The organism is Gracilibacillus caseinilyticus, assembly GCF_022919115.1.
Lineage (GTDB): Bacteria > Bacillota > Bacilli > Bacillales > Amphibacillaceae > Gracilibacillus > Gracilibacillus caseinilyticus.
Genome location: NZ_CP095072.1, coordinates 3,228,886 through 3,253,960 on the forward strand (window position 1 = coordinate 3,228,886; position 25,075 = coordinate 3,253,960).

At 37.2% G+C, this 25,075-nt stretch carries 23 protein-coding genes and 1 other annotated feature; of the genes, 20 read left to right on the forward strand and 3 right to left on the reverse strand.

Features of this window, described 5'->3' with window-relative positions; genetic code table 11:
* Positions 1-21 precede the first annotated feature (21 nt).
* The 15 genes from MUN88_RS15245 to MUN88_RS15315 all read left to right on the forward strand — a co-directional run bounded on the left by MUN88_RS15245 (position 22) and on the right by MUN88_RS15315 (position 16,224).
* Positions 22-2,163, forward strand: coding sequence for an HD family phosphohydrolase (locus MUN88_RS15245; RefSeq protein ID WP_244716521.1), 2,142 nt, complete (start codon positions 22-24; stop codon positions 2,161-2,163).
* 2 nt (positions 2,164-2,165) lie between these two features.
* Complete coding sequence (gene ybeY / locus MUN88_RS15250; RefSeq protein ID WP_244716523.1) at positions 2,166-2,636, forward strand: rRNA maturation RNase YbeY; 471 nt, start codon at positions 2,166-2,168, stop codon at positions 2,634-2,636.
* Complete coding sequence (locus tag MUN88_RS15255; protein ID WP_244716525.1) at positions 2,608-2,985, forward strand: diacylglycerol kinase; 378 nt, start codon at positions 2,608-2,610, stop codon at positions 2,983-2,985. Before ybeY ends, MUN88_RS15255 begins: the two co-directional genes overlap by 29 nt.
* A gap of 122 nt (positions 2,986-3,107) precedes the next feature.
* Complete coding sequence (gene era / locus MUN88_RS15260; protein WP_244716527.1) at positions 3,108-4,013, forward strand: GTPase Era; 906 nt, start codon at positions 3,108-3,110, stop codon at positions 4,011-4,013.
* A 152-nt stretch (positions 4,014-4,165) separates the two neighbouring features.
* Complete coding sequence (locus MUN88_RS15265) at positions 4,166-4,306, forward strand: YqzL family protein (protein WP_244716529.1); 141 nt, start codon at positions 4,166-4,168, stop codon at positions 4,304-4,306.
* Between the two features lie 23 nt (positions 4,307-4,329).
* Positions 4,330-5,094 (forward strand): DNA repair protein RecO, encoded by a 765-nt coding sequence (gene recO / locus MUN88_RS15270; RefSeq protein WP_244716531.1) that lies wholly within the window; start codon positions 4,330-4,332, stop codon positions 5,092-5,094.
* A 37-nt stretch (positions 5,095-5,131) separates the two neighbouring features.
* Positions 5,132-5,304: a binding site (T-box leader), on the forward strand.
* 660 nt (positions 5,305-5,964) lie between these two features.
* On the forward strand, positions 5,965-6,855 hold the full coding sequence (gene glyQ, locus MUN88_RS15275) for a glycine--tRNA ligase subunit alpha (RefSeq protein WP_244716533.1): 891 nt from the start codon (positions 5,965-5,967) through the stop codon (positions 6,853-6,855).
* A complete protein-coding gene (glyS, locus tag MUN88_RS15280; RefSeq protein ID WP_244716535.1) occupies positions 6,842-8,938 on the forward strand; it encodes a glycine--tRNA ligase subunit beta in 2,097 nt (698 codons plus the stop codon). The genes glyQ and glyS overlap by 14 nt, the downstream gene beginning before the upstream one ends.
* A gap of 24 nt (positions 8,939-8,962) precedes the next feature.
* On the forward strand, positions 8,963-9,802 hold the full coding sequence (locus MUN88_RS15285) for a pyruvate, water dikinase regulatory protein (RefSeq protein WP_244716537.1): 840 nt from the start codon (positions 8,963-8,965) through the stop codon (positions 9,800-9,802).
* 404 nt (positions 9,803-10,206) lie between these two features.
* Positions 10,207-12,030: a DNA primase gene (gene dnaG / locus MUN88_RS15290; protein WP_244716539.1), complete on the forward strand. Its 1,824-nt coding sequence runs from the start codon at positions 10,207-10,209 to the stop codon at positions 12,028-12,030.
* Positions 12,031-12,051: 21 nt separating this feature from the next.
* Positions 12,052-13,167, forward strand: a complete 1,116-nt coding sequence (gene rpoD / locus MUN88_RS15295) for an RNA polymerase sigma factor RpoD (protein ID WP_244716541.1) — start codon at positions 12,052-12,054, stop codon at positions 13,165-13,167.
* Between the two features lie 134 nt (positions 13,168-13,301).
* Positions 13,302-13,838, forward strand: coding sequence for a hypothetical protein (locus tag MUN88_RS15300; RefSeq protein ID WP_244716543.1), 537 nt, complete (start codon positions 13,302-13,304; stop codon positions 13,836-13,838).
* A 145-nt stretch (positions 13,839-13,983) separates the two neighbouring features.
* The gene (gene cccA, locus MUN88_RS15305) at positions 13,984-14,343 is read left to right on the forward strand and encodes a cytochrome c550 (RefSeq protein WP_244716545.1); all 360 of its coding nucleotides are present in this window, start codon (positions 13,984-13,986) and stop codon (positions 14,341-14,343) included.
* A gap of 89 nt (positions 14,344-14,432) precedes the next feature.
* Complete coding sequence (locus MUN88_RS15310) at positions 14,433-15,125, forward strand: tRNA (adenine(22)-N(1))-methyltransferase (RefSeq protein WP_244716547.1); 693 nt, start codon at positions 14,433-14,435, stop codon at positions 15,123-15,125.
* Positions 15,112-16,224 (forward strand): Nif3-like dinuclear metal center hexameric protein, encoded by a 1,113-nt coding sequence (locus tag MUN88_RS15315; protein ID WP_244716549.1) that lies wholly within the window; start codon positions 15,112-15,114, stop codon positions 16,222-16,224. The genes MUN88_RS15310 and MUN88_RS15315 overlap by 14 nt, the downstream gene beginning before the upstream one ends.
* A gap of 1,010 nt (positions 16,225-17,234) precedes the next feature.
* Here the strand turns inward: MUN88_RS15315 and MUN88_RS15320 are convergent.
* The gene (locus MUN88_RS15320; protein WP_244716551.1) at positions 17,235-18,176 is read right to left on the reverse strand and encodes a 4-hydroxy-3-methylbut-2-enyl diphosphate reductase; all 942 of its coding nucleotides are present in this window, start codon (positions 18,174-18,176) and stop codon (positions 17,235-17,237) included.
* A gap of 136 nt (positions 18,177-18,312) precedes the next feature.
* Between MUN88_RS15320 and MUN88_RS15325 the strand changes: the two genes are divergently transcribed.
* Both MUN88_RS15325 and MUN88_RS15330 read left to right on the forward strand, forming a co-directional pair.
* Positions 18,313-19,623: a DEAD/DEAH box helicase gene (locus MUN88_RS15325; protein WP_244716553.1), complete on the forward strand. Its 1,311-nt coding sequence runs from the start codon at positions 18,313-18,315 to the stop codon at positions 19,621-19,623.
* A gap of 20 nt (positions 19,624-19,643) precedes the next feature.
* The gene (locus MUN88_RS15330; protein WP_244716555.1) at positions 19,644-20,537 is read left to right on the forward strand and encodes a deoxyribonuclease IV; all 894 of its coding nucleotides are present in this window, start codon (positions 19,644-19,646) and stop codon (positions 20,535-20,537) included.
* Between the two features lie 415 nt (positions 20,538-20,952).
* Here MUN88_RS15330 and MUN88_RS15335 read toward each other — a convergent pair whose 3' ends face one another.
* Positions 20,953-21,237, reverse strand: coding sequence for a DUF2624 family protein (locus MUN88_RS15335; RefSeq protein WP_244716557.1), 285 nt, complete (start codon positions 21,235-21,237; stop codon positions 20,953-20,955).
* Between the two features lie 188 nt (positions 21,238-21,425).
* Between MUN88_RS15335 and MUN88_RS15340 the strand changes: the two genes are divergently transcribed.
* Both MUN88_RS15340 and MUN88_RS15345 read left to right on the forward strand, forming a co-directional pair.
* A complete protein-coding gene (locus MUN88_RS15340) occupies positions 21,426-22,133 on the forward strand; it encodes a lytic transglycosylase domain-containing protein (RefSeq protein ID WP_244716559.1) in 708 nt (235 codons plus the stop codon).
* 86 nt (positions 22,134-22,219) lie between these two features.
* Positions 22,220-22,636 (forward strand): DUF4190 domain-containing protein, encoded by a 417-nt coding sequence (locus MUN88_RS15345; protein ID WP_244716561.1) that lies wholly within the window; start codon positions 22,220-22,222, stop codon positions 22,634-22,636.
* Between the two features lie 45 nt (positions 22,637-22,681).
* On the opposite strand, the gene ispG is transcribed toward MUN88_RS15345, so the two are convergent.
* Positions 22,682-23,785 (reverse strand): flavodoxin-dependent (E)-4-hydroxy-3-methylbut-2-enyl-diphosphate synthase, encoded by a 1,104-nt coding sequence (ispG, locus tag MUN88_RS15350; protein ID WP_244716563.1) that lies wholly within the window; start codon positions 23,783-23,785, stop codon positions 22,682-22,684.
* Positions 23,786-24,048: 263 nt separating this feature from the next.
* Here ispG and MUN88_RS15355 point away from each other — a divergent pair, with 263 nt between their 5' ends.
* Complete coding sequence (locus MUN88_RS15355; RefSeq protein WP_244716565.1) at positions 24,049-24,690, forward strand: NfeD family protein; 642 nt, start codon at positions 24,049-24,051, stop codon at positions 24,688-24,690.
* Positions 24,691-25,075: the final 385 nt, after the last annotated feature.

The following is a 25,075-nucleotide window of genomic DNA, read 5'->3' on the forward strand; positions in this document are numbered from 1 at the left end:
TAAGATAGGGGGTCGAAGGTCTTGAAACGAATTTCGGTCTGGAAACAATTTGTCACCTCTCTTTCTCAACACCGCATTCATCAACTGATAGCTAACTGCTCGGTAATTGCAGTTGTTTTTTTGCTTGTCAGTTTTCAAAACGTGCAATCCGAAACCTACGATTTTGAGAAATTAGCTGTTGCGAAAGAGACGATTCGATCCCCTATCACGATAGAAAATACAAAAGAAACTGAGAGACGGATTAGAGAAGTGGTTCAGTCAGTTGAGGATCATTATGAAATATCAGAAGAAGTCGTGGAAGAGCAAGTTACATATATTAATGAAATGTTTGATGCTATTAATAAAATAGAGAGTGGACAGGTTGATATCGATGAGGAACAATCTAATTTGGCCGACATATCTGATAGAATTACTTACCTCGAAGGACTCGTACAAGACGATATAATGGAAGCGGTAGACACAGATTCGCTTACAACGTTGTTCCAAGCTTCACATGAAGACCGTGTATTGGCAAAAGAATTAATCTCAACAGGGCTATATGATGTTTATCATAGTGGGATCAAATCAGAAGAAGTCGAACAAGCGATACAAACTGTGCAGCAAAAGCTTTCATTCTCCACTTTGGATTATTCTTTTGTACAGGCATTAAATCCATTAATAGCCGTCAGTATCAAGCCAAATTCTTTCTTCTCAGCAGACGAAACAAATCAGGCACAGCAACAGGCGAGAAACAGTGTAGAACCTGTTATGATACAAGCAGGAGAAGTACTGGTGGAAGAAGGTCAATTAATTACAAATGATATCTATGAACAGTTAGAGGTTGCAGGACTATTACACGAAGAACGTAATTATTATCCGCTAATCGGCTTGTGTTTATTAATACTATTAATTGGTTTATTTATTTTTTTAGAATGTCGCTATCAGGATATTCAGTCCAGTTTAAATGCTCGTAAATTAATGGCAATTGCAGCTTTGAGTATTTTTATCATGGTAATGATGAAGGTAGTCAGTGTGTATGCCACTTCAACCAATCCGTTATATTATGTGACGCCAGTTGCTGCGGTGTCCATGTTACTAAAAATATTAATAAATGAACGAATGGCACTAGTCATGTCCATTTATTATGCTATTATGGGCTGTGTTATTTTTAATTCGAATATTCCAGGTTTGCTGAATATGGAAGCTGGAATTTATATCTTATTTTCTCAATTGGCAGGGACGTTTTTTCTATCCGAAATTAAGGATAAGAGCTCTATTATTAAGAGTGGATTAGTTACCTCTGTCGTAAACATGGTTTCAATCTGTTTATTTTTATTCTTGTCATTTGAAAAATATGCATGGATAGATTACGTAACATTTAGTGGTTACGGCTTTTTTTCAGCAATGTTAGCAACCATATTAACGATTGGAATGTTGCCGTTTTTTGAATCAGGTTTACGAATATTATCTGATACAAAATTATTGGCTTTATCAAGTCCAAATCAACCATTATTAAGGAAATTATTAATTGAAGCACCTGGCACTTACCATCATAGTATCATGGTTGCGAATTTAAGTGAGGCATCCTGTGAAGCAATCGGAGCTAATGGACTGCTTGCAAGAGTAGCAGCCTACTATCATGACTTGGGTAAAACGATACGTCCTCATTATTTTATCGAAAATCAGATGGGGATGAAAAACCCGCATGATTATTTGGACCCTTATCAGAGTGCGGAAATCATTTTACATCATCCGTTAGACAGCGCAAAATTATTAAAGCAAAATAAGCTGCCAGTAGAAATCATCGACATTGCACAACAGCATCACGGAACGACGCTGTTAAAATATTTTTATTATAAGGCTAAAGAGCGTAGCGAACATGTCAAGGAAGAAGATTTTCGCTATGAAGGACCAAAACCATGTACGAAGGAAGCAGCAGTTGTATCCATTTGTGACTCGATCGAAGCGGCAGTTCGTTCGTTAGCGAATCCAGCACAAGAAGAAATCGAAAAGATTGTAACCTCTATATTCGAAGATCGATTATTAGATGGACAATTAAACGAAAGCACATTGACCTTTAAAGAATTAGAACAAATGAAATTAGTCATATGTGAGACACTAAAAGGAATTTATCACTCAAGAATTCAATATCCTAATGATTCGAAGATGAAGGAGGCGAAATAACAATGGAGATAGATTTTCAAGATGAAACCGGGAAAGTAAAGGAGACACACATGGATTTGATTCAGCAGTTGCTATTATATGCTGGAGAATATCAAAGCATATCACCTGATGCGGAGCTTTCGGTAACATTTGTTGATAACAATGAAATCAAGTTACTTAATAAACAATACCGGGGATTAGACAAGCCAACTGATGTATTATCATTTGCTTTGGAGGAAGAAGCAGAAGAAGAAATAAAGATAAAAGGAGCAGATATCCCCATCGCTTTAGGAGATATAATTATATCTGTAGATAAGGCTGAACAACAAGCTCAAGATTATAATCATTCCTATGACAGGGAACTTGGCTTTCTGGCTTTACATGGCTTCTTACATCTGCTTGGATATGACCATATGAATCCGGATGATGAGAAAAAAATGTTTTTAAAACAAGAGGAGATCTTAAATGGTTTCGGATTATCGAGGGAAAAATAAATTTCACATCGGTGCTAAATATGCATGGAATGGCTTAAAGGTTGCTGTACAAACAGAGCGGAATATCAAAATACATTTTGTCGCAGGCATTATGGCTTCATTGCTTGGTATGGCTGTGTCGATTTCTGTTATAGAGTGGGTACTTCTAATCCTAACGATCAGTGCAGTAATAAGTATGGAATTAATGAATACAGCATTAGAGCGAGCATTGAACCATCTTGAACCAGATCACCAGCCAGCGATCGGCATCGCAAAGGATTTGGCAGCAGCTGCAGTATTTATTACAGCAATCGCGGCTTTTCTAATCGGATGCCTTATTTTTATCCCTTATTTTTTCGAAATTTTTTAGAGAAACACGCATTTTTAAACTTTCTCACTAGTTTTGTCGAATGTATGAAATTTCACGGAAGATATAGTATCATTGAGGTACAGAATAAATCACAGCAAGATATATATAGCGGAGGAAAAGTTATGCATAACCAATTCAAATCAGGATTTGTAGCAATTATTGGAAGGCCGAATGTAGGTAAATCTACCTTTATGAATCACGTGATAGGTCAAAAAATAGCTATCATGAGTGACAAAGCACAGACAACAAGAAATAAAATTCAAGGTGTTTATACAGATGACACTAAACAGATTATATTCATTGATACGCCAGGTATTCATAAACCAAAGCATAAATTAGGCGATTTCATGGTGAAAATAGCTGAAAACGCGCTTAATGAAGTAGATGCTGTTCTGTTTATGATTAACGCTGACGAAGGGTATGGCAGAGGAGATCAGTTTATTATCGATCGACTGGAAACGATCAATAAACCTGTTTTTCTTGTCATAAACAAGATAGACCTTGTACATCCTGATCAGTTGTTACCTCTTATTGAGCAATATAAGGAAAAATATTCTTTTGAGGAGATCATTCCTATTTCTGCTTTAGAAGGTAATAATGTCAATCATTTAATGGATGTATTTACGGAGCATTTACCTGAGGGCCCTCAATATTATCCAGAGGATCAAATCACGGATCATCCGGAACGTTTTATTATTAGTGAATTAATACGGGAAAAGGCATTACATTTAACCAGGGAAGAAGTTCCGCATTCGATCGCGGTGATTATCGAAAAAATAGACAACCGTGGTGAAGATGAAAAGATTTTAGTCCAAGCTAGTATTATTGTGGAAAGAAAATCACAAAAGGGGATTATTATTGGAAAACAGGGAAAAATGTTAAGAGATATCGGAAAACGGGCGCGACAAGATATCGAACGTTTATTAGGTTCAAAAGTCTATTTGGAATTGTGGGTAAAGGTACAGGAAAACTGGCGGAATAAACCACATCAGTTATTCGAATATGGTTACAAACAGGATGAATATTAAGTAATTGTAACAAACGTCTCAACTTTAACAGATAAGTGCTAAGTTTGCAGATTCATACATGGTAAATATTTTTACTAATTGAATGTAGATTTTCAGGAAAATCTAATAATGAACACAATGAAAGATTACCAAAAGGAAAGGTGAGGTTTATTGTGATCGATGTACCATGGAAAATATTTAGTCAAACAGGAAATATTGAAGCTTATTTATGGATGAAAGAAGTTGAATCAGACGTTTATCAAGAGCCGGAAGACGAAAATGACCATACATTGTTTGAGGACACACATTTTTAGTTTGTAAAGGATAGGTGGAGCTTGTGTTTGAGAAAGTCGAAGGTTTTGTTCTGAAAACACAAGATTATGGGGAGACACATAAAATTGTGACATTGTTGACTCCGTCTTTAGGAAAAGTAGGCGCCATAGCAAGGGGAGCAAAAAAAACAAAAAGTCGAATGGCTGCTATTACGCAGCCATTTATTCATGGTTCTTATTTAATCCAGCCAAGTTCAGGGCTGGCAGTGATACAGCAGGGAGAAGTACTATCATCGTTTCGAAAAATACGTGAAGATATATTTAAAACGGGTTATATCAGCTATCTAGCAGAATTAACAGATAAATTACTTGACCCTAAGCAATACAATCCCTTTATTTATCAGCAGTTGCTACATACCGTTAATAAAATAAATGACGGTCAAGACGCCGAAATTCTAACCATGATTTATGAATGGAAAATGTATAAAGAAGCTGGTTTTGCACCAGTTGTAACCCAATGTGTTTCTTGTGGCAAGAAAGACCAGCTTAAAGCGTTTTCTATTTCCAACGGTGGATTACTTTGCCGGCAGTGCTTGTCCATTGACCCGAATGCGATGGCAGTCCCGGAGAAAGTAGCGAAATTAATGGCAGTATTCGCTTGGGTAGAAGTGGAACAAATCGGAAATATATCAGTTAAACCCGAGAATAAAATTATTCTTCAGCAAATTATGGAGCAATATTATGAGGAACATGGAGGATTTTACTTGAAATCCAAGAAGTTTTTAAAACAAATGAACAAATTGCAAGATAATTTTTCAATTGACAAGTAAGCGAATGTTTCGTATTATGGTTAAATGAAAAGAATATCTTGTTGCAATGAAAGAGAATAGTACTGTTTCGAATGTCTTACAAGCGAGTTCAGGATGGTGTAAGCTGAACAAGAATAGAAACAGGAAGGCGCTCTAGAGCGATAGTTCTTGAAAGTGGTCACCTGTACCGGTGACAAGTAGGGTGGAACCGCGGATGAACCCGTCCCTATGTCTTATCGTTGGTGATAAGACATAGGGACGGGTTTTTAATATTAGAAAAAGGTTCTATGAAAAATGTATATAAGAATTACCTTGGCTGGGCTCTACGTGGTACAGGTGCTCATAATACAGATTAGTCAACTAGCGTAGAGGTCATTTTGAAATGCAGTTAGTGATATGATTCCGCTCCGGCCAACCTCTTCGCGTCCTGCGGGAAACTACGTGGTTGGCCTACGCTATTTACGGGTTCCACAACTTATACAAGAGCTAGCACATTGAGCTGATTAATAAGATAGCATTCAAATTCTACATAACACAATACGCCTAGCACCACTGCTTTTAGCTGTTTCATACGTTGTAGCATTTCCTTAAGCGTAGGAAAACTCCGCATGCGTCAGCGCGAGCTGAAAATCCACTTTGTCTGTGCGTGTGTCTACAAGTATTGCTTCGAAGCGGAATTCCTCGGCACAAGGCAGCAAAGAAGCCGTGCTCCACAGGACGCGGAGCATATTTCCGGAGCTTTGTTCCAGCATAGTTAATACAGTATATAGTTCACATAATCTGTATTATACAAACCCTGTAACTTAGCAATTATTGGACGATTTTCGTAAAAGACAGGTAATCAAATAAATCAAAGTCAAGTAAAAAAAACTGTATAGGAGGATGAAAAGATTGAATATTCAAGAGATGATTTTAACGTTACAGAAGCATTGGTCCGATCAGAATTGTATTTTAATGCAAGCCTATGACGTCGAAAAAGGTGCAGGAACAATGTCACCAATGACCTTGTTGCGCAGCTTGGGTCCAGAGCCGTGGAATGTTGCGTATGTAGAACCGTCAAGACGACCTGCGGACGGGCGCTATGGACAGAATCCGAATCGCTTGTATCAGCATCATCAATTCCAAGTGATCATGAAGCCATCGCCAGACAATATCCAGGAATTGTATTTGCAATCATTAAAGAAGTTAGGAATTGATCCGGCTTATCACGATATCCGTTTTGTTGAAGATAACTGGGAAAACCCAACGTTAGGTGCAGCAGGTCTTGGTTGGGAAGTATGGCTTGACGGTATGGAAATTACTCAATTCACTTATTTTCAACAAATTGGCGGTCTTGAAGCGAAGCCAGTTGCAGTTGAGATTACGTATGGTATCGAGCGTTTAGCATCCTATATTCAAGATAAAGAGAATGTATTTGAATTGGAATGGACCAATGGCGTAACTGTTGGAGATATTTTCTATCAGCCTGAATATGAGCATTCAAAATACACTTTTGAAGAATCTGATACAGAGATGTTGTTTGAATTGTTTTCTACATATGAAAAAGAAGCAAAGAGAGCAATGGATAAAGATCTCGTATTTCCAGCTTATGACTACGTGTTGAAATGCTCGCATACTTTTAACTTATTAGATGCGAAAGGTGTTATTTCGGTCACGGAACGTACGGGCTATATCGGGAGAGTACGTAATCTGGCAAGGGAAATTGCTAAATTGTATGTGGCAGAGCGTGAGAGATTAGGCTTCCCAATGTTGAAAGGAGATATCGATCATGAAAACAACTAATGTATTATTTGAAGTTGGTCTGGAAGAAATGCCGGCTCGGTTTATGGACGATACCGAGAAACAATTAAAAGACAAAACAACTGCATGGTTAGAAAATATAAGACTGGATTATCAAAACCTTACAACTTATATTACTCCAAGACGCTTTGCTGTTTTAATCGAAGAGTTAGCATACAAGCAAGCTGATCAAGAGGAAGAAGCAAAAGGACCTGCATTAAAAATCGCTAAAGATGCAGCAGGTAATTGGTCAAAGGCAGCAATCGGATTTTCCAAAGGGCAAGGGAAATCAGTCGATGATCTATATACCAAAGAATTGAATGGAACAGAATACGTATTTGTTAATAAATTTATCGAAGGACAAACACAAGAACAGTTATTGCCAGGGTTTAAAGACATCATTTTAAGCCTTCAATTCCCTAAAAATATGCGTTGGGCTAATCAAGAATTACGCTACATACGACCAATCAAATGGCTGGTTGCATTGAAGGACGATCAGGTTATCCCATTTGACATTACTGGTGTGAAAACCGGGAATACAAGTGAAGGGCATCGTTTTCTGGGAGAGCAACTTACAATCACGAATCCATTAACTTATAAGGAACAGTTAAAAGCACAATATGTGATTGCTGAAACAGCTCAGAGAAAACAAATGATTGCCGATGGAATTAAAGAGCTTGAAAAGGAAAACGGATGGGTTATCCCGATAGACCAGGATTTATTGACAGAGGTCACACATCTGGTGGAGTATCCGACGGTATTCTATGGTCAATTTAGTGAAGCATTCTTGCATATACCGAAGGAAGTATTAATTACTTCTATGAAAGAGCATCAACGTTACTTCCCGGTACAAACGACATCAGAGAACTTATTAGCTTACTTTGTAGGTGTACGCAATGGTACGAAAGAACATATTGATTCCGTCGCCAAAGGAAATGAAAAAGTATTGCGTGCAAGGTTACAGGATGCACAATTCTTCTATGAAGAAGATCAAAAACAATCGATTGACGAGAATCTCAAAAAATTACACCGAATGGTATTCCAGGAGCAACTTGGAACAATAGCAGATAAAGTTAGTCGTGTTACAGATTTTAGCAAGATGATTGCAAACGAATTGCATCTATCCGGTCAAGTTCAGGAGAAAATTGAACGTGCTGCTCAAATTAGTAAGTTTGACCTGGTTACCAATATGGTGAATGAATTTACGGAATTACAAGGGATAATGGGAAGAAAATATGCGCTTATATTTGGGGAGGACGAAACTGTAGCAAAAGCGATTGAAGAGCACTATATGCCACGAAATGCACAAGATCAACTTCCTGAGAGCAACGTAGGATCTGTTGTGAGTATTGCTGATAAATTAGATACGATTGTAGGGTGTTTTGCTGTCGGTCTAATACCGAGTGGTTCACAGGATCCATATGCATTAAGAAGACAAGCGCTAGGTATTATGCAGATAATTCAAGAGCAACAGTGGGATTTAAATATTAATTCGTTAATTCAGAAAGTATATACCATTTTTGATGCAAAAAACATACCAACAGCAGAAAAATCAAAAGTGATCGATCAATTAGAATCATTTTTTAAACAGCGTACTGCATATATTATGAAGGAAGCGAATATTGAATCAGATATTATGGAAGCTGTTCTAATTAATCAACTATCAGATATCTCGTTCCTTTTAGAAAAAGCACGTTGGTTAAAAGACAAGAGGTTGGATCCTGCTTTTAAGGCGGAGCAGGAAGCATTTGTTCGTGTTATGAATCTTGCTGAAAAGGCGGAAGGGGATCACGAAGTAAATACTAATTTATTTGAGAACGAACATGAGAAATTATTATATGATACCTTTTTACAAATACATGATCGCTATAAACAAGCATTGGCTGATAAACAAGTGGGTAAAGCAATGGAACAATTCACTGTTATGGTCCAGCCAATCCATCAATTCTTTGACCATACGATGGTAATGGATAACAATCAGTCTATTCGACAAAACCGTCTGGCCTTATTAAAACTAGTAGCCACCGATCTTAATCAATTTGCAGATCTAACTAAAGTCCAATGGAAGCAGCAGACACAATCATAATGGACTTAGGAGGTCTAAACATCTATGGAAAAAAAGGTAATTTATGTCGTATCTGATTCTGTCGGTGAAACAGCAGAATTCGTAACAAAAGCTGCTCTTAGTCAATTTATTAACGAAAACGAATATGACATCTACAGAATACCCTATGTGGAAAATACAGAAGTTTTGCGTGGAGCAGTTTATCACGCAAAACAATTAGGAGCTATGATTGGTTTTACGTTAGTAAACAAAGATTTAAGAGCATTTCTGACAAAGGAAGCATTTGAAAAGAATGTGGAGTGTGTCGATATTTTAGGTCCAATGATTGAAGCGATGGAAAGAAAATTCAATCTGCAGCCCAAACAAGAACCTGGTTTAATCCATAAGCTAGATGAAGATTATTTTAAACGAGTGGAAGCGATCGAATTTGCCGTCCGTTATGATGATGGAAGAGATCCGCGAGGAGTAGCACAGGCTGATATTGTATTAATAGGGGTTTCAAGAACATCGAAAACCCCTTTATCACAATATTTGGCACATAAGCAGCTGAAGGTTGCCAATGTACCAATTGTTCCAGAAGTTGAACCACCGAAAACGTTATTTGAAATACCTTCTTATAAATGCATTGGACTGCGAATCAGCTCCGAAAAATTAAACGATATTCGTAAAGAACGCCTTAAAAGTCTAGGATTAGATGATAAAGCCTTTTATGCTAATTTGGATCGTATTGAAGCAGAATTATCTTTTTTTGATCAAATTATTCAACGGCTTAATTGTCCCGTTATCGATGTGTCGAATAAGGCGGTCGAGGAAACAGCTAATAGTATTATGAATATGATTAACCAGCCTTATTGGGATTTTCATGAACATCAGGCAAATAAATAAATCATCCCAAGCAAATATGTTGGAATTCTAATCATGTTTGTATTATAATAATAATTTGTGAAAATGTTTATATTATAAAGAAAATGTATATTACTGAGTAATAGATTGCTTTATTATTTAAAATTAACCAATAAATTCTGCTTTTTAGCCAACATTTTTTGAAAATTATTAGTTTTAAGCAGGAATTTGCTGATTAATGTAGAAATATTTATGCATGGACCTTTTGTAATGATAAGTATGAAACAATTACCGGAGGATTTTTCACAGTGTTTATTATCTGGTGTTAAGAGGTATTATGTTAACAAGAGGCTATCTGTTTTATAACACTCAGTTACTTACTAGGGTTATTAATGAGAAAATTGTCGAACTTTTAAAGAAGTATATGGTAGAAATGGTGATAAACAGTGGCTTACCAGGTTTCGGATGAAACGATTGAGTCGTTACGCAAGGCTAATGACGTCGTTGATATCGTTGGAGAGTATGTGCAATTAAAACAGCAAGGACGAAATTATTTTGGTCTTTGCCCGTTTCACTCTGAAAGTACACCATCTTTTTCTGTCAATCAGCAAAAGCAGATTTATCATTGCTTTGGTTGCGGTAAAGGTGGTAATGTGATCACCTTTGTAATGGAGATGGAAGGATACAGTTTTCAACAAGCTATTCGTTATCTAGCGGAAAAATCCGGCCAGTCGTTGCCTGAATTAAAGGGTATGACAGATAGAAAAACAAATAGTGAAGAACAGTCGAGTTTAGAAGCTTATCAATGGCTTGTGAAGCTGTATCATCACTTATTACGCCATTCCAAAGATGGTAAAGAAGCGTTGGAATATCTTTATAACCGAGGGTTTAATGATGAAGTGATCAACGAGTTTCAAATTGGTTACTCCCCCTCATCGCGAGATTTTGTTCCACAATTTCTTGAGAAAAAAGGATTCCATAAGCAAAAAATGGCAAATGTTGGTCTGTTAGCTACATCAAATGACGGACAGTATTATGATCGATTTCAGGGAAGAGTAATTTTTCCGATTCGAAATCATCTTGGTAAACCTATCGGATTTGGTGGAAGGTCCGTTCAGGGACAAGAACCAAAATATTTAAATAGTCCTGAATCAGCTTTATTCCAAAAGAGTAAACTGTTATATAACTTCGATCTAGCAAGAGCTGAAATTCGAAGGAAAGGTGAAGCAGTGCTGTTTGAAGGATATGCAGATGTCATTGCATCATACCAGGCTGGTGTAAAGAATGGTGTAGCATCATTAGGAACATCATTAACAGAAACGCATGCGAATTTATTAAGACGTTATGTTGACACTGTAGTCATCTGTTATGATGCTGATTCAGCTGGGCAGAATGCTACTTATAAGGCGATTCAGCTATTAAAGAAGGTTGGATGTCATATACGGGTTGCATCATTACCGTATAAATATGACCCAGACCAATATATTCAGGAATTCGGAGAAGAGTCATTCCGTACGAAAGTAATTGAATCAGCAGATACGGAAATGGTTTTTTTTCTACAATATTTAAAAAAAGATTTCAACTTATCACTCGAAGGAGATCGGCTGCAATATGTAGAGAAAGTAATAAGTGAAATTGCAAAATTGTCAAGTTCCATAGAACGGGATCACTATATTAGAGAAATTGCAGATGAGTTCAATCTATCCTACGATGCTTTATCACAAGAATTAATGTCTCGGATGCGAAATATCGAAAAAAGTAATGATAAGCCTAACAGGTTTGGTAATACTAATGATGGAAATCAACATAAACAAACCGTTCAATCATTACAAGTGATTCCTCCAGCTTTTCAAAATGCGGAACGCCGCTTACTCGCATATATGCTGCAAAATACGCATGTTGCTGAAAAAGTAAGAGAAATGATCGGGTCCCAGTTTAATCTCGAACAACACCAAATTATTGTAACCCATTTGTATGGATATTATGAAGAAGGTAATGAACCGGATCCAAGTCACTTCTTATCCTATTTAGATGATCCTGACTTGCAACGAATTGTGGTGGAATTGTCAATGATGGATAGTTCTTGGGAGATGTCCGACAAAGAATTGCAGGATTATATTTATTTTATACAATCTGAACAAACTGATAAGGCTAGTGTAAAACAACTACAACAAAAAATGAAACAATTAGAAAAAACAGACCCGAAAGAAGCTGCTAAAGTGGCAATGGAGATATTAAAGATAAAACAGAAATCGAAAAATTGGAGTTAGTCTTTGGAAGGAGGGGCACTCATGGCAGAAAATAAACCATCACGTTCAAAGGACCCTGAATTAACAATCGATCAGGCAAAAGATCAATTGCTCGAGCTAGGTAAAAAGCGTGGTGTCTTAGCATATGAGGAAGTAGCAGAAAGGTTATCAGGTTTTGATCTTGAATCAGATCAAATGGACGAATTCTATGAGTACTTAAATGAACAGGGAGTAGAAGTAATAGGTGATTCGGAAGAAGATCCTACCATGCAACAGCTTTCAAAAGAAGAGGAATTCGACTTAAATGATTTAAGTGTTCCTTTAGGAATTAAAATCAATGACCCTGTTCGTATGTACTTAAAGGAAATCGGTAGAGTAGATTTATTATCTGCTACGGAAGAGATAGAGTTAGCCAAGAAAATCGAAGATGGCGATGAATACGCTAAGAAACGATTAGCAGAAGCAAACCTTCGACTCGTTGTAAGTATTGCAAAGCGTTATGTTGGTCGTGGCATGTTATTTCTGGATTTGATTCAAGAAGGAAACATGGGATTAATTAAAGCAGTTGAGAAATTCGATTTCCGTAAAGGATTTAAATTTAGTACGTATGCCACGTGGTGGATTCGTCAGGCAATTACGAGAGCAATTGCCGACCAGGCGAGAACGATTCGTATTCCCGTACACATGGTGGAGACCATTAATAAATTGATTCGTGTACAACGTCAATTATTGCAAGATCTAGGGCGGGAACCGACGCCAGAAGAAATTGCAAAGGACATGGAATTGACTCCAGATAAAGTACGTGAGATTCTTAAAATTGCACAGGAACCAGTTTCATTAGAAACACCAATTGGTGAAGAAGATGACTCACATCTTGGTGATTTTATTGAAGATCAAGAAGCTACATCTCCTTCTGATCATGCAGCATATGAATTACTAAAAGAACAATTAGAAGATGTTTTGGACACATTAACAGACCGCGAAGAAAATGTGTTGCGTTTGCGTTTTGGACTTGATGATGGACGTACGAGAACATTAGAAGAAGTAGGTAAAGTGTTCGGTGTAACCCGTGAAAGAATTCGTCAAATTGAAGCAAAAGCTTTACGTAAATTACGTCATCCTAGTCGCAGCAAACGACTTAAAGATTTCTTGGAATAAGTCTCTGAGTGGTAACTGAACTGTCTGAAGTAACTTCAGATGGTTCAGTTACATTTTATTCATGATTATTTTAAAGGATATCATGATGAAGCCGATATAATTAGAAACGTGACTTATTCTTGGAGATGGTATGAATGAATCAAAGTCGAAAACAAATAATTGTAAATGAAATTCATTATTGGAAATCACACAAGCTGTTACCTGATCATTACTGTGATTTTTTGTTAGCTTTATATACGGAAGGGCATGGAGACGGGGAGAATCAAAAGTTAAAAAAGCAATCAGCATACATGCTGCTTTACTATTTCTTTGACTCTATATTGATTTTATTACCTATTCTGGTCTTTTTAGCAACAGATGAACTTTTTATACGAATGATTGGTATCGTTATCATTTGCACGCTAGCTTTGCTTATGAAGAAACAATTTTTCCGTTATCCTGAATTAAAATCAGCTTATGCGGTCATGATATTTTTTGTTGTCTGTCTGTTTAGTTCTCTTTTAATATTAGATGAATATGTAGGCAACAGTTGGATGACGTATTCATGGATGTTACTCAACAGTTTAACCTGGATTATAATCGGTAAAAGAAAGCAACAGCATTTCTTGCAAATCGCAGGTATTTTCGTCCTTATTATCATTTGTATCATGTTAGGATTTAACTTTTTATAATAATTTTATCGAATTTTAGTAGTATCACTTTTCTATTTGCTGATTTTGAAGTAAAATAGAGATGGTTTTCTTAATACATATATCTATGATTAGTTGGAACATTACTAATAATAACAACACTTGTCATTGAAGGAGGAACTAAAAAATGAAAAAAAATCCGATCATCCCTTTTGCTCTTATTGCTGTTCTCGGAATTATAGCCATGATTATTATATCTGCGGTAGGTGTAAATGAACAGGATAAAATTGCAAATGGTGGAGGTGAAACAGAGGAAGCTGCTGATCCACAAACACTAATTCAAAACTGTACAGGCTGTCATGGTGGTAATCTTGAAGGTGCTACAGGACCAAGCCTGCAAAATATCGGTGATACGTATTCAGTAGAAGAAATACAAGAAATCATTGTTAACGGTAGAGAAGATAAAGGAATGCCTGGTGGACTTGTTAGTAATGAAGAAGCCGCTGTATTGGCTGAATGGCTTGCAGAAGGTCAAGGTGGCGAATAAACAGATGAAAAAGCTTTCTGTGCAGACAGGAAGCTTTTTTGTTGGTTTAATCAAATTAATTGAAAGTATTCAGGAAAGGGACGAAAAGAATGTTATCCAAACGACTTCAAGTGTTAGCAACGTATTTACAGTCACCGGTACATTTTGCAGATATCGGCTCAGATCATGCCTACTTACCATGTTATGTCTGTTCAAAAGATCTTCAAGCAAAAGCTGTGGCAGGAGAAGTGAATCAGGGACCATATGAAAGGGCAATTCAAACGGTAGCTGATCAAGAGCTAGCAGACCGGATTTCTGTTCGTAAGGGAGATGGCTTAGCTGTCATCAGTCCAGGAGAAGTTAGGCAGCTCACCATTGCCGGTATGGGTGGTAAACTGATTTGTCAGATATTAAATAATGACAAAGATAAATTACAGGGTGTAGAAAGATTGATCTTACAGCCTAATGTTGATGCTCCTTTAGTAAGAGAATGGCTACAAACGCATCAATATAAGATTGTGGCAGAAGAGATCATTGAAGAAGACGGTTATATATATGAAGTGCTGATCAGCGATTATACGGGAGACAATCTATATTTAACGGATAAGGAAATTTTATTCGGTCCATTTTTGCTGGAAAAACAAAATGATGTGTTTAGACTAAAGTGGAAAAAGGAAATGGATAAACGTAACTATTTGATCAATCAAATGAAACTGGCGACAACTGCTCCAGAAGCAAAGATAACACAATTACAAAAAGAATGTCGATGGATTCAGGAGGTTTTAGCAGATGACAACGGTTAAGGATGTAATCAAACTGTTTGAGAAATGGGTTCCAATAACCCTTGCAGAATCATGGGATAATGTCGGGCTCCAAATAGGTTCTAAAAACCAGCCCGTACATAAATTAATGATCACACTAGACGTTGTTGAAGAAGTGGTGGACGAAGCGGTTGAAGGTGGAGTCGATATGATTATTGCACATCATCCTCTTTTGTTTAAAGGGATTAAATCTATTGATTTTTCCAGTCCGAAAGGGAGAGTCATTCAGAAGTTAATCCAACACAACATTTCCGTTTATGCTGCTCATACCAATTTGGATGTAGTGGAAGGTGGCGTGAATGATTGGTTAGCAGAAAGACTAGAATTACAATATACAAAGGTGTTAGTACCAACAACAGAAGAATCATTGCTCAAATTTGTTGTTTATGTACCACGTACACATGTGACAGAAATGTTAGCGGCACTTGGTGAAGCTGATGCGGGACATATTGGAAATTACAGTCACTGTTCCTATAGAGGAGAAGGAACCGGTGCATTCAAACCATTAGAAGGGTCGGATCCATTTATTGGAAAAGAGTATAAAATGGAAGAAGTAGAAGAGTCGAAGGTCGAAACCATTATTAAAAAAAGTCAGTTGTCTCAAGTGCTGCAAGCTGCTCAGAAGGCACATCCTTATGAAGAAATGGCATATGATTTGCTTCCACTTGCTAATAAAGGTGAGAAAAGGGGACTAGGACGTATCGGAACAGTCAAACAACCAATAACTTTAGCAAACTATGCATCATTAGTGAAAGAACAGTTACAGGTGCCAACACTGAGATATGTTGGTGATCCTGAACAGCTTATTAAGAAAGTTGCCGTACTAGGAGGAAGTGGAAAGGGTTTTATAGATGCCGCTAAACATGCAGGTGCGGATGTTTACGTTACCGGTGATTTGACTTTTCATGACGCGCAGGATGCTGAGCAAGCTGGTTTTTCCTTAATTGACCCAGGTCATCACGTTGAGGAAGTGATGAAGCAAGGTGTGAAACGATTTTTTTCTGACCATATGGAACAGTTGCCAAATAGAATCGAGATAAAAGCGTCCAAATTATCAACCGAACCATTTCGGTTTATCTAATTGATAAGAATAGGCAGCAGCATAGGTTAAAACGATACTGGGAAAAATAGACCTGTGTAAGTTGTTTTTTCTTCACAATTATCTGAACATGAAGATGGGGTCTTTATAATACGGAATATGTAAATTGGAACTGTCTGACATTGTGGACAATTTTGATAGATTCCATCTGCTTAGCAAAGCTCCGGAAATATGCTCCGCGTCCTGTGGGGCACGGCTTCAGCTAACAGTGGAAAGAAAATTCTTTTCTTTCCACTGTGGATCTTCAGCTCGTACTGATCCCACGGTCTCCACATGTTTTCTACGCTTAAGGGAAGTTCTACAACGTTTAAAACAGCTAAAAGCGTGATTCTAGGCATTATACGTCATTAGAATAAGGTATAAATCCTGCAGATAATGCTCCCTATCCTACCTGCCGCAATAATTGTAGCTAAACATGAGCGTAGGCCAATCACGTAGACTCGAGGTCACTGAAAAACATATTATGGAAATTTATTCTCCCACTAAGATAGCTATAAACAGGTTTAAAGTGGTTTCAATCCACCACTTTTATATGATATTTTGCATGAATTTTGGGATTCGATTTTCCTGTCGCAAATTTTTATGGACTTATTCAGTGGCCTCCGTAGACTCCCGCGGGACATGCAGGTGCTGAAGATCCACTACATCTGCACCTGTGTCTACTAGTATCGCTTCGATTAAGCTTCTTCGGTGCAAGGCAGCAAAGAAGTAATTCGAGTAGTAGCCTAGCTTCAGCCGTGCCCCGCAGGACGCGGAGTGGTTGGCCGGAGCGGTATGTCAGCACACTAAGCAGTTCAAAATGACTTCAACGCTAGTTGACATAATCCGTATTATAGGTAGTGTATATTATTTTTGTTAGTTAGGACCGGGAGAGCTTTCCCGGTTTTTCCTAAAACATATTAGAAAAGCCGAACATAACAGAAATCCTTTTTGATGAGATTTCAAGTTATGTTCGGCTTTTTATATTAGCTAACTTTATGTCGTGGACTCTTTTATTTTGCTTTTACTTTTGGCAAGATCTTATCTTTTTTAACTTTGGAAGTAATATCCCACGTTTCTTGATTGTTCGCATTGAAATTCTCAATAAATCTAATCACTTCTTTAGCAATTGGTGTTGGCGTTGATGCGCCTGCGGTTACAGCTACTTTCTCTACACCTTCTAGCCAATCGAGCTGGATCTCGGACACGTCAGCGATACGATAAGCTTGTGTTCCTGCCTTCTCAATGGAAACCTGTGCCAGGCGGTTTGAGTTATTACTTCTTGGATCGCCGACTACCAGCGTTAGATCTGCATCTTTCGCTTGTTCTGCAACAGCTTCCTGACGAACTTGTGTTGCCATACAGATTTCTTGTTCTAACTCAGTCTGTGGATACTTCTCTTGTACTTTCAACATGACATCGTGGACATCCCACTGACTCATTGTTGTCTGATTGGTAACTAATATTTTATCTGCATGTAATTCCAGAGTGTCAACATCTTCCATATTTTGAATCAAATGGACGTGTTCAGGAGCAACACCTACAGCACCTTCAGGCTCTGGATGTCCTTTTTTACCGATATAGACAATTTCATAATTATCTTTGACTTTTTCGCGGATCAAGTCATGTGTCCGGGTAACGTCTGGACAAGTTGCATCTAGAACTGTCAGACCCTTTTGTTCTGCACGTTGTTTCACTTCTGGTGACACACCGTGTGCGGTAAAAATGACAGTTCCGTCATTAATTTCTTCTAACAGCTCTGCTCTGTTTTTCCCATCTAAAGTATAAACGCCTTGTTCTTCAAAAGCGTTGGTTACATGCGAATTATGAACAATCATACCAAGAATATAAATAGGACGAGGTAGATTGGGATCCTTCACTGCATTTTGTGCAATGACCATTGCATCGACAACTCCATAGCAATATCCTCTAGGAGCGATCTTAATTACTTCCATTATGGTTCCCCCTCTGTACTTTCTACTAGAGATCAAGTAAAATGTGTAATAGTGGACGTATATATGTCCAATACTTATATTATAAAGGTATTTGCTGTAATTGACAAAGATATTTCATACAATGAAGGAGATTAACATGGAAAAGCACTTATTCAGACAATATGCATTGAATGACTGGATGTATGACGTCATAGGAGAACTTGATTTTTATGAACCGACAGCCATTCAAGCTAAAGTCATCCCTGAGGCATTAAGAGGTAAAGATATTATTGGACAGTCAGAAACAGGCTCCGGTAAAACACATGCTTTCTTAATTCCATTATTAAATAATATAGAGACAGATCGGTCACAAACACAAGTAATACTGACAGCACCTACGCGTGAGCTTGCTATTCAGATTTACGATGAAGTAAAGAAAATCACCGAATTTTCGGGGAAACAGGATCAATGGCGTGCCAAATTAATCATTGGTGGTACTGACAAGAAACGAATGGTAGAAAAAATGAAACAACCTCCGCATATCGTAGTCGGAACACCAGGGCGTATTCTGGATTTGATTAAAGATGGTGTGCTCGATATTTATGAGGCTAAATCATTTGTAATAGATGAAACGGACTTAATGCTTGAACTCGGTCTAATTGAAGAGATCGATAAAATATTGGTCCATGCTGATCGTGATATACAGCTGATGGTATTTTCCGCTACAATCCCGGAGAAATTACAGCCGTTCCTAAAAAAATATTTACATGCTCCAATATATGTGAAGATTGATGATCGATTGGCTCCAGAAAAATTAGAACATCGTTTAATAGACCGGAAACATCGAGATCCGGCATCCATTATTGCTGAAATCTCAACATTAATTCATCCTTATTTAGCAATTATATTTACGAATGGCAAGGAGAAAGCTAATCAATTAGCTGAGGAACTGCAAGCAAAAGGATTAGAAGTAGGTCTTATTCACGGTGGACTTAATCAGCGTGAACGGAAGCGGGCGTTAAAAGAAATTCAACAGTTGAAATATCAATATATTGTTGCAACAGATTTAGCTGCAAGGGGAATTGATATTAAAGGTGTCAGTCATGTCATCAATGCAGAGCTCCCTAAGGAAGAATCCTTCTATTTGCACAGAGTCGGCAGAACAGCTCGAGCAGGTATGGAAGGTACAGCAATCAGTATTTATCATGATGATGATATTGATTTGATTAAGATATTAGAGAAAAAAGGTTTAACCTTTACCTATTATGATGTAGTTAAAGGAGAATGGCGTGAAGCGAAAGCGTGGAATATCAGACAAAAAAGAGAAAAACAAGAATCAGAAATTGAAAAGAAAGCATGGAAGCAAGTGAGAAAACCGAAAAAAGTAAAGCCAGGTTACAAAAGAAAGATGAAGTATCAACAAGAGAAAGCGAAAAAGAAAATTAAACGAAATCAATTCAAGAAATAAAGAAAAGGTGAGAGGTAAAAATGTTAAAATTAGGTTCCCATGTATCAATGAGTGGAAAAAAAATGTTGTTAGCGTCAAGTGAAGAAGCGGTATCGTATGGTGCCAATACATTTATGATCTATACTGGTGCTCCACAGAACACAAGAAGAAAACCGATTGAAGAGCTTAATATTGATGCAGGAAAAAAACATATGAAGGATAATGGTATTGAGGAAATTGTTGTACATGCCCCTTATATTATCAATATAGGTAATGCTAAGAAAAAAGAAACATTTGATTTAGGCGTACGTTTCCTCAAAAATGAAATTGATCGGACAGAATCCCTTGGAGCCAAACAGATTGTGCTTCACCCAGGTGCACATGTAGGGGAAGGTGCCGAAGTAGGAATTGGCAAAATAATTGAAGGGCTAAATGAAGTACTTGACCCAAATCAGGATGTCCAAATTGCTTTAGAAACAATGGCTGGCAAAGGATCTGAAATCGGCAGAAACTTTGAAGAATTGGCAAAAATTATTGATGGTGTCACACACAACCATAAACTGTCAATTTGTTTCGATACTTGCCACGTCCACGATGCAGGATATCCGGTCGTAGCAGACTTTGATGGAGTACTCAATGAATTTGATAAAATTATTGGTTTGGACCGGCTGAAAGTAGTGCATATTAACGATAGTAAGAATGAATGCGGTGCAGGAAAAGACCGTCATGAAAACATAGGCTTTGGACACATTGGTTTCGATGCGATTCATAAAATTGTGCACCACGACCAATTAAAAGACCTGCCAAAGATTTTGGAGACACCTTATGTAGGCGAAGATAAGAAAAATAAAAAACCGCCATACCAATTTGAAATTGAAATGCTAAGACAAGGTTCTTTCGTTTCAGATCTCAAAGAAAAAATCGTTCAGCAATAATGCTAAAAGTTAGAACACTGATATTGTAAAGATATACTACGAAGTAAATTCATAAAAATACCATACTTTCCTCTTATATTTGGCTATTTTGAAATGATTTAAATGTGTAGCAAAGCTCCGGAAATATGCCCCACAGTAAGCGGAGTGGTTGGTCAGAGCGGTATTTTAGCACACTAAATCTGTCAAAACCAACTCAACGCTTGTTAGCATAAAGTTGTCATTACTTCGTAGTATTCTTCAACTTCATATTTCTTTAGTGACTTTCAACCATCAGTAATATCTCAAGAGAAAAGTCGAATCATAACTCGAATCTTACTTGATGACGTTTTATGTTCGGCTTTTAATTTGACTAAAATCCACTTTTCCCAGACTCTTTCCTGTCGTATGCATATTTTTTATATTTAAAATAAAACTATTACTGGAAATAGTGCTCCAAACCGTATTCTTTAATTAATTGTTGAAATAACTGCTGGCAAGCTTTTGCTGTTTTCAAATCGGTGAGCTGCGCTAATTTCTTGATCATTCTAGTTCGATCTTCAGCTTTTGTCGGATCGTAATTACTCGTGTTTAAATGAGCGGTAATGGAAGTTGCTTGCTCTGGTGAAATAGAAATGTTGTATTGTCGAGCGTATTTTAATACTTCATTTGTATCCAAATTTTTCAGCTTATTCATCATAAGTCGTTTCGTAAGTCCATTCATGAATATGGCTCCTTTCCATTCGATATTTCTATTTTATGCATCGATGTTTAGGTTTTGTGCATAAAGGTTATTAGTAGTGAGTGTTTATTATTTGCATTTCTCGACAAATTTAGCTAACATTATCCGCTGTAGGTAAAATGGCAACGTCGTGGTTGCATGCATTTACAAAGAAGGAGTGTACAATAAGGATGACGAAAAGAATACAATGGATTGGCATTGTATTGATTTTAGTGTTTGTAGCTTGGAGCTATTATCAAATAAATTCATATCAATCAAAAGTACAGACACTAGAAGAGGAAAATATTGAATTGGAACAGGATTTAAAAAAAATGGAATCCCAATCTCAATATATATTAAGCCAATCCACTCAAAAAGATGTTAAAATGACAAGAGAAAATTGGCCGAAATTCTTTGACTTAGCAGAGGTAATGGTCGAAGATAGTGAAGGGAAATTCTTACGACCATGGGCCATCTATCTTGTGAAAGAAGCAGAGGAGTATGATATAGATCCGTTTATTGCTTACGAATTGTTGAAGGTCGAATCCGGAAGCAGTTTTAATACAAAGTTAGTTGGCCCAGAAACAAAATATGGACATGCATACGGCATGGCGCAGTTTATGAAAAATACGGCACCATGGATTGCAGATATGGCGGAAATGCCCTATGATCAGGAAATGTTATTTGACCCGTATTATTCGATAAAATTGTCATTAGTGTACTTGGATTTTCTTTATGATCAATATAATAACTGGGATGAGACATTGACAGCTTATAATCGAGGGATGGCAGGATTAGAGCAGTACAAACTGCACAATGGGCATGCGAAAAGTTCGTATGCAACAAAAATCCAAAATAATGCAGGTGAATATCAAGAATTTGTTGCATTTGCCCAGTAGTTCCAAAGTAGAATTTACCACGTAAGTGCTAAGTCGAATGAGACATACTATGTTTGTACCTCTAAAAGAAAGGGAGGGTATATAGTATGCCAAATCATCAAGATGAACAGCATGTAGAGAATGCACCAAAGATTGATAATGGACACATCGATGAATCCCCGCAATCCAAACAATTTGTGGCGACGGATGAGTTATATGCAGTAGATGAGGCATATAAGAGAGAAGCAGAGACCTCTGCTGAATTATCAGCAAGTGAATTTAACCGTCCGGTCGCATCCGATGAACAAGAAACAGAGATGCAAACAAATGTTAATCCTGTTTATGGTTGGATCGGTTTAATTGCTGCCATTGCATCATTTTTTGTATGGCCACTTATAATGGCTATTGGTGCCATTGTTTTAGGATTTATATCCAAAAAACAAGGTGCAGATACACTTGGTAACTCTGCTATCGCAATCGGGATTATCTCGATTATATTATCGATGATTCTGATACCATTTTAGATAAGAATTAAAAAAGGCAAGCCTGTTACAGGCTTGCCTTTTTATTTATACTTCTTGAGCTTCTTCTTTTTGTTTTTGAATATATTCTTCTGCGATTTTGTCGACTTCTATTTTTAATTCTTCTACCATGGTTTCTTCTGGTACTTTACGAATAATTTCACCATGGCGGAATAATAATCCTTCTCCTCGAGCACCGGCAATGCCAATATCTGCTTCTCTAGCTTCACCTGGACCATTTACTGCACAACCGAGCACAGCAACTTTAATAGGAGCTTTGATGGTGGAAATATATTCTTCGACTTCATTCGCAATCTTAATTAAATCAATTTCAATTCGTCCACATGTAGGACATGAAATAAGTGTTGCAGCGTTAGACGCTAATCCGAATGTTTTAAGCAATTCTTTTGCAACTTTAACTTCTTCTACAGGATCAGCACTTAGTGAAATACGCATTGTACTTCCGATCCCTTTACTCAAAATAGCTCCCATTCCGGCAGCACTCTTTATACTTCCGGCAAATAGTGTACCAGACTCTGTGATACCTAAATGTAGCGGATAAGGAATAACTTCTGCTGCTTTTTCATAAGCCTCGATCGCTAAATTAACATCCGATGCTTTTAATGAAACGACAATATCATGGAAATCAAGATCTTCTAAAATTTTAATATGGTGTAATGCACTTTCAACCATACCATCAGCAGTTGGGTAACCATATTTTTCAAGAATATGTCTCTCTAACGAGCCAGCGTTAACACCAATCCGCATTGGAATCCCTTTTTCTTTCGCTGCATTGACCACAGCTTCTACTTTATCTCGTTTTCCGATATTACCAGGGTTGATACGAATTTTATCTGCTCCACCTTCAATGGCTTTCAAAGCTAATTTATAATTGAAATGAATATCAACAACGAGCGGTATTGAAATTCTTTTCTTTATTTCAGGAATAGCATTAGCGGCACGCTCATCTGGACAAGCAACTCGCACAATCTGACATCCCGCTTCTGCAAGACGTTCTATTTCTTTAACGGTTGCTTCGACATCGTGTGTTTTTGTCGTAGTCATCGACTGAATGACTACTTCATCTTTGCCACCAACCATTACATTCCCGACTTTTACCGGTCGCGTATCTTTTCGATGTATTAAAGCCATAAATAAAATCGCTCCTTTATTCCGATTTACAAAAAAACTCATGTAGAAAATTTTACGTTTTTTTAATTGATTTTAGACTTCATTATAAAAATATGGTTTTAGGTAACTTTATTACCACATTCCATTATAAAGGTTAAACCAATAAAAGAGAAGTATCAAACCTTATACTTCAATAAAAAATCATGAAAAAATAATATTTTGAAACGAAATAATTTCTTCATACGTATGATATGATAAGTAGAAAACAGAACGAGGTGAGGATAATGTTTACATTATCGGCAGATTGGATGAGTTTTGTCGTTGTTGGTTTGGCAACCCTCTTTCTAATAGGGGAACTTTTGGTAAATGCAAAAGGTATCTTTAGCTTGTTAGGTATCGGATTTATTTCGATATATTTTGCGTCTTATCTTGATCCGGCAATGTTTTTTGTCATGTTGGTGATATATTTTGTTGGTATTATATTCATATTAATTGATGGCAAAGTATTAAATGATGGTACACTGGCTGTTATTGGACTTGTATGTATGATCGTATCAGTCGGTTTTACAGCACCTAATTGGATTTCAGGACTCTATGCAGTCATCGGTGTATTTATTGGCGGGATTGCTTCCTTTGGATTTTTAAAAGTATTTCCTAAGCGTAAGATGTGGACAAAAATAACACTATTTGATCAATTAACAGAAGAAGCTGGCTATTCCAGTATGAACAGCACTCATCAATCCCTAGTAGGAAAGCAAGGACTTACTACAACGGATATGCGACCAATTGGAACAATATTAATTGAAGACACAGAGTATAGTGCCATATCGCAAGGAAAATGGATCAGCAAACAAACAGAAGTAGAAGTGGTCAAAGTAGATGGAACAAAAATTTTAGTGCAAGAAAAAAGAAAGTCTGCCGGATAACACCAGCAGACTTTTTCTTTTAAAAGTAAAGAACGCAACATAGAAGTCAGTCATAAAGCCGAATTACAGATTCATACTGAAGAAATATGGATTCTTATAATACGGATGATGTAAAGTGTAACTGTCTAACAATTAGGCTATTTTGAAATGTTTTATGGAAATATGCTCCGCGTCCTGTGGGCACGGCTTCGGCTCGCACTGACGCATGCGGAGTCTCCGCATATTTCCTACGCTTTAGTGAAGTGCTACTACGTACGTAACAGCTAAAAGCAGTAGTGCTAGGCATTACGATATTTAGAATTAGAATGGCATGACAATTATGGATATGCTCTATATGCTAGTTCTTGCAAAAGTTGCAGAGTTTTATCCTAGCGTAGGCTAACCA

Bases quoted from the DNA above. Each gene is read 5' to 3' on its own strand.
- MUN88_RS15285 (WP_244716537.1), top strand. From the start codon at position 8,963: ATGGAAAAAAAGGTAATTTATGTCGTATCTGATTCTGTCGGTGAAACA.
- MUN88_RS15340 (WP_244716559.1), top strand. From the start codon at position 21,426: ATGACGAAAAGAATACAATGGATTGGCATTGTATTGATTTTAGTGTTT.
- cccA (WP_244716545.1), top strand. From the start codon at position 13,984: ATGAAAAAAAATCCGATCATCCCTTTTGCTCTTATTGCTGTTCTCGGA.
- ybeY (WP_244716523.1), top strand. From the start codon at position 2,166: ATGGAGATAGATTTTCAAGATGAAACCGGGAAAGTAAAGGAGACACAC.
- MUN88_RS15335 (WP_244716557.1), bottom strand. From the start codon at position 21,237: ATGAATGGACTTACGAAACGACTTATGATGAATAAGCTGAAAAATTTG.
- MUN88_RS15355 (WP_244716565.1), top strand. From the start codon at position 24,049: ATGTTTACATTATCGGCAGATTGGATGAGTTTTGTCGTTGTTGGTTTG.
- MUN88_RS15255 (WP_244716525.1), top strand. From the start codon at position 2,608: ATGGTTTCGGATTATCGAGGGAAAAATAAATTTCACATCGGTGCTAAA.
- MUN88_RS15320 (WP_244716551.1), bottom strand. From the start codon at position 18,176: ATGGAAGTAATTAAGATCGCTCCTAGAGGATATTGCTATGGAGTTGTC.
- MUN88_RS15345 (WP_244716561.1), top strand. From the start codon at position 22,220: ATGCCAAATCATCAAGATGAACAGCATGTAGAGAATGCACCAAAGATT.
- glyS (WP_244716535.1), top strand. From the start codon at position 6,842: ATGAAAACAACTAATGTATTATTTGAAGTTGGTCTGGAAGAAATGCCG.
- rpoD (WP_244716541.1), top strand. From the start codon at position 12,052: ATGGCAGAAAATAAACCATCACGTTCAAAGGACCCTGAATTAACAATC.
- MUN88_RS15325 (WP_244716553.1), top strand. From the start codon at position 18,313: ATGGAAAAGCACTTATTCAGACAATATGCATTGAATGACTGGATGTAT.
- MUN88_RS15315 (WP_244716549.1), top strand. From the start codon at position 15,112: ATGACAACGGTTAAGGATGTAATCAAACTGTTTGAGAAATGGGTTCCA.
- MUN88_RS15330 (WP_244716555.1), top strand. From the start codon at position 19,644: ATGTTAAAATTAGGTTCCCATGTATCAATGAGTGGAAAAAAAATGTTG.
- ispG (WP_244716563.1), bottom strand. From the start codon at position 23,785: ATGGCTTTAATACATCGAAAAGATACGCGACCGGTAAAAGTCGGGAAT.
- MUN88_RS15310 (WP_244716547.1), top strand. From the start codon at position 14,433: ATGTTATCCAAACGACTTCAAGTGTTAGCAACGTATTTACAGTCACCG.
- MUN88_RS15300 (WP_244716543.1), top strand. From the start codon at position 13,302: ATGAATCAAAGTCGAAAACAAATAATTGTAAATGAAATTCATTATTGG.
- era (WP_244716527.1), top strand. From the start codon at position 3,108: ATGCATAACCAATTCAAATCAGGATTTGTAGCAATTATTGGAAGGCCG.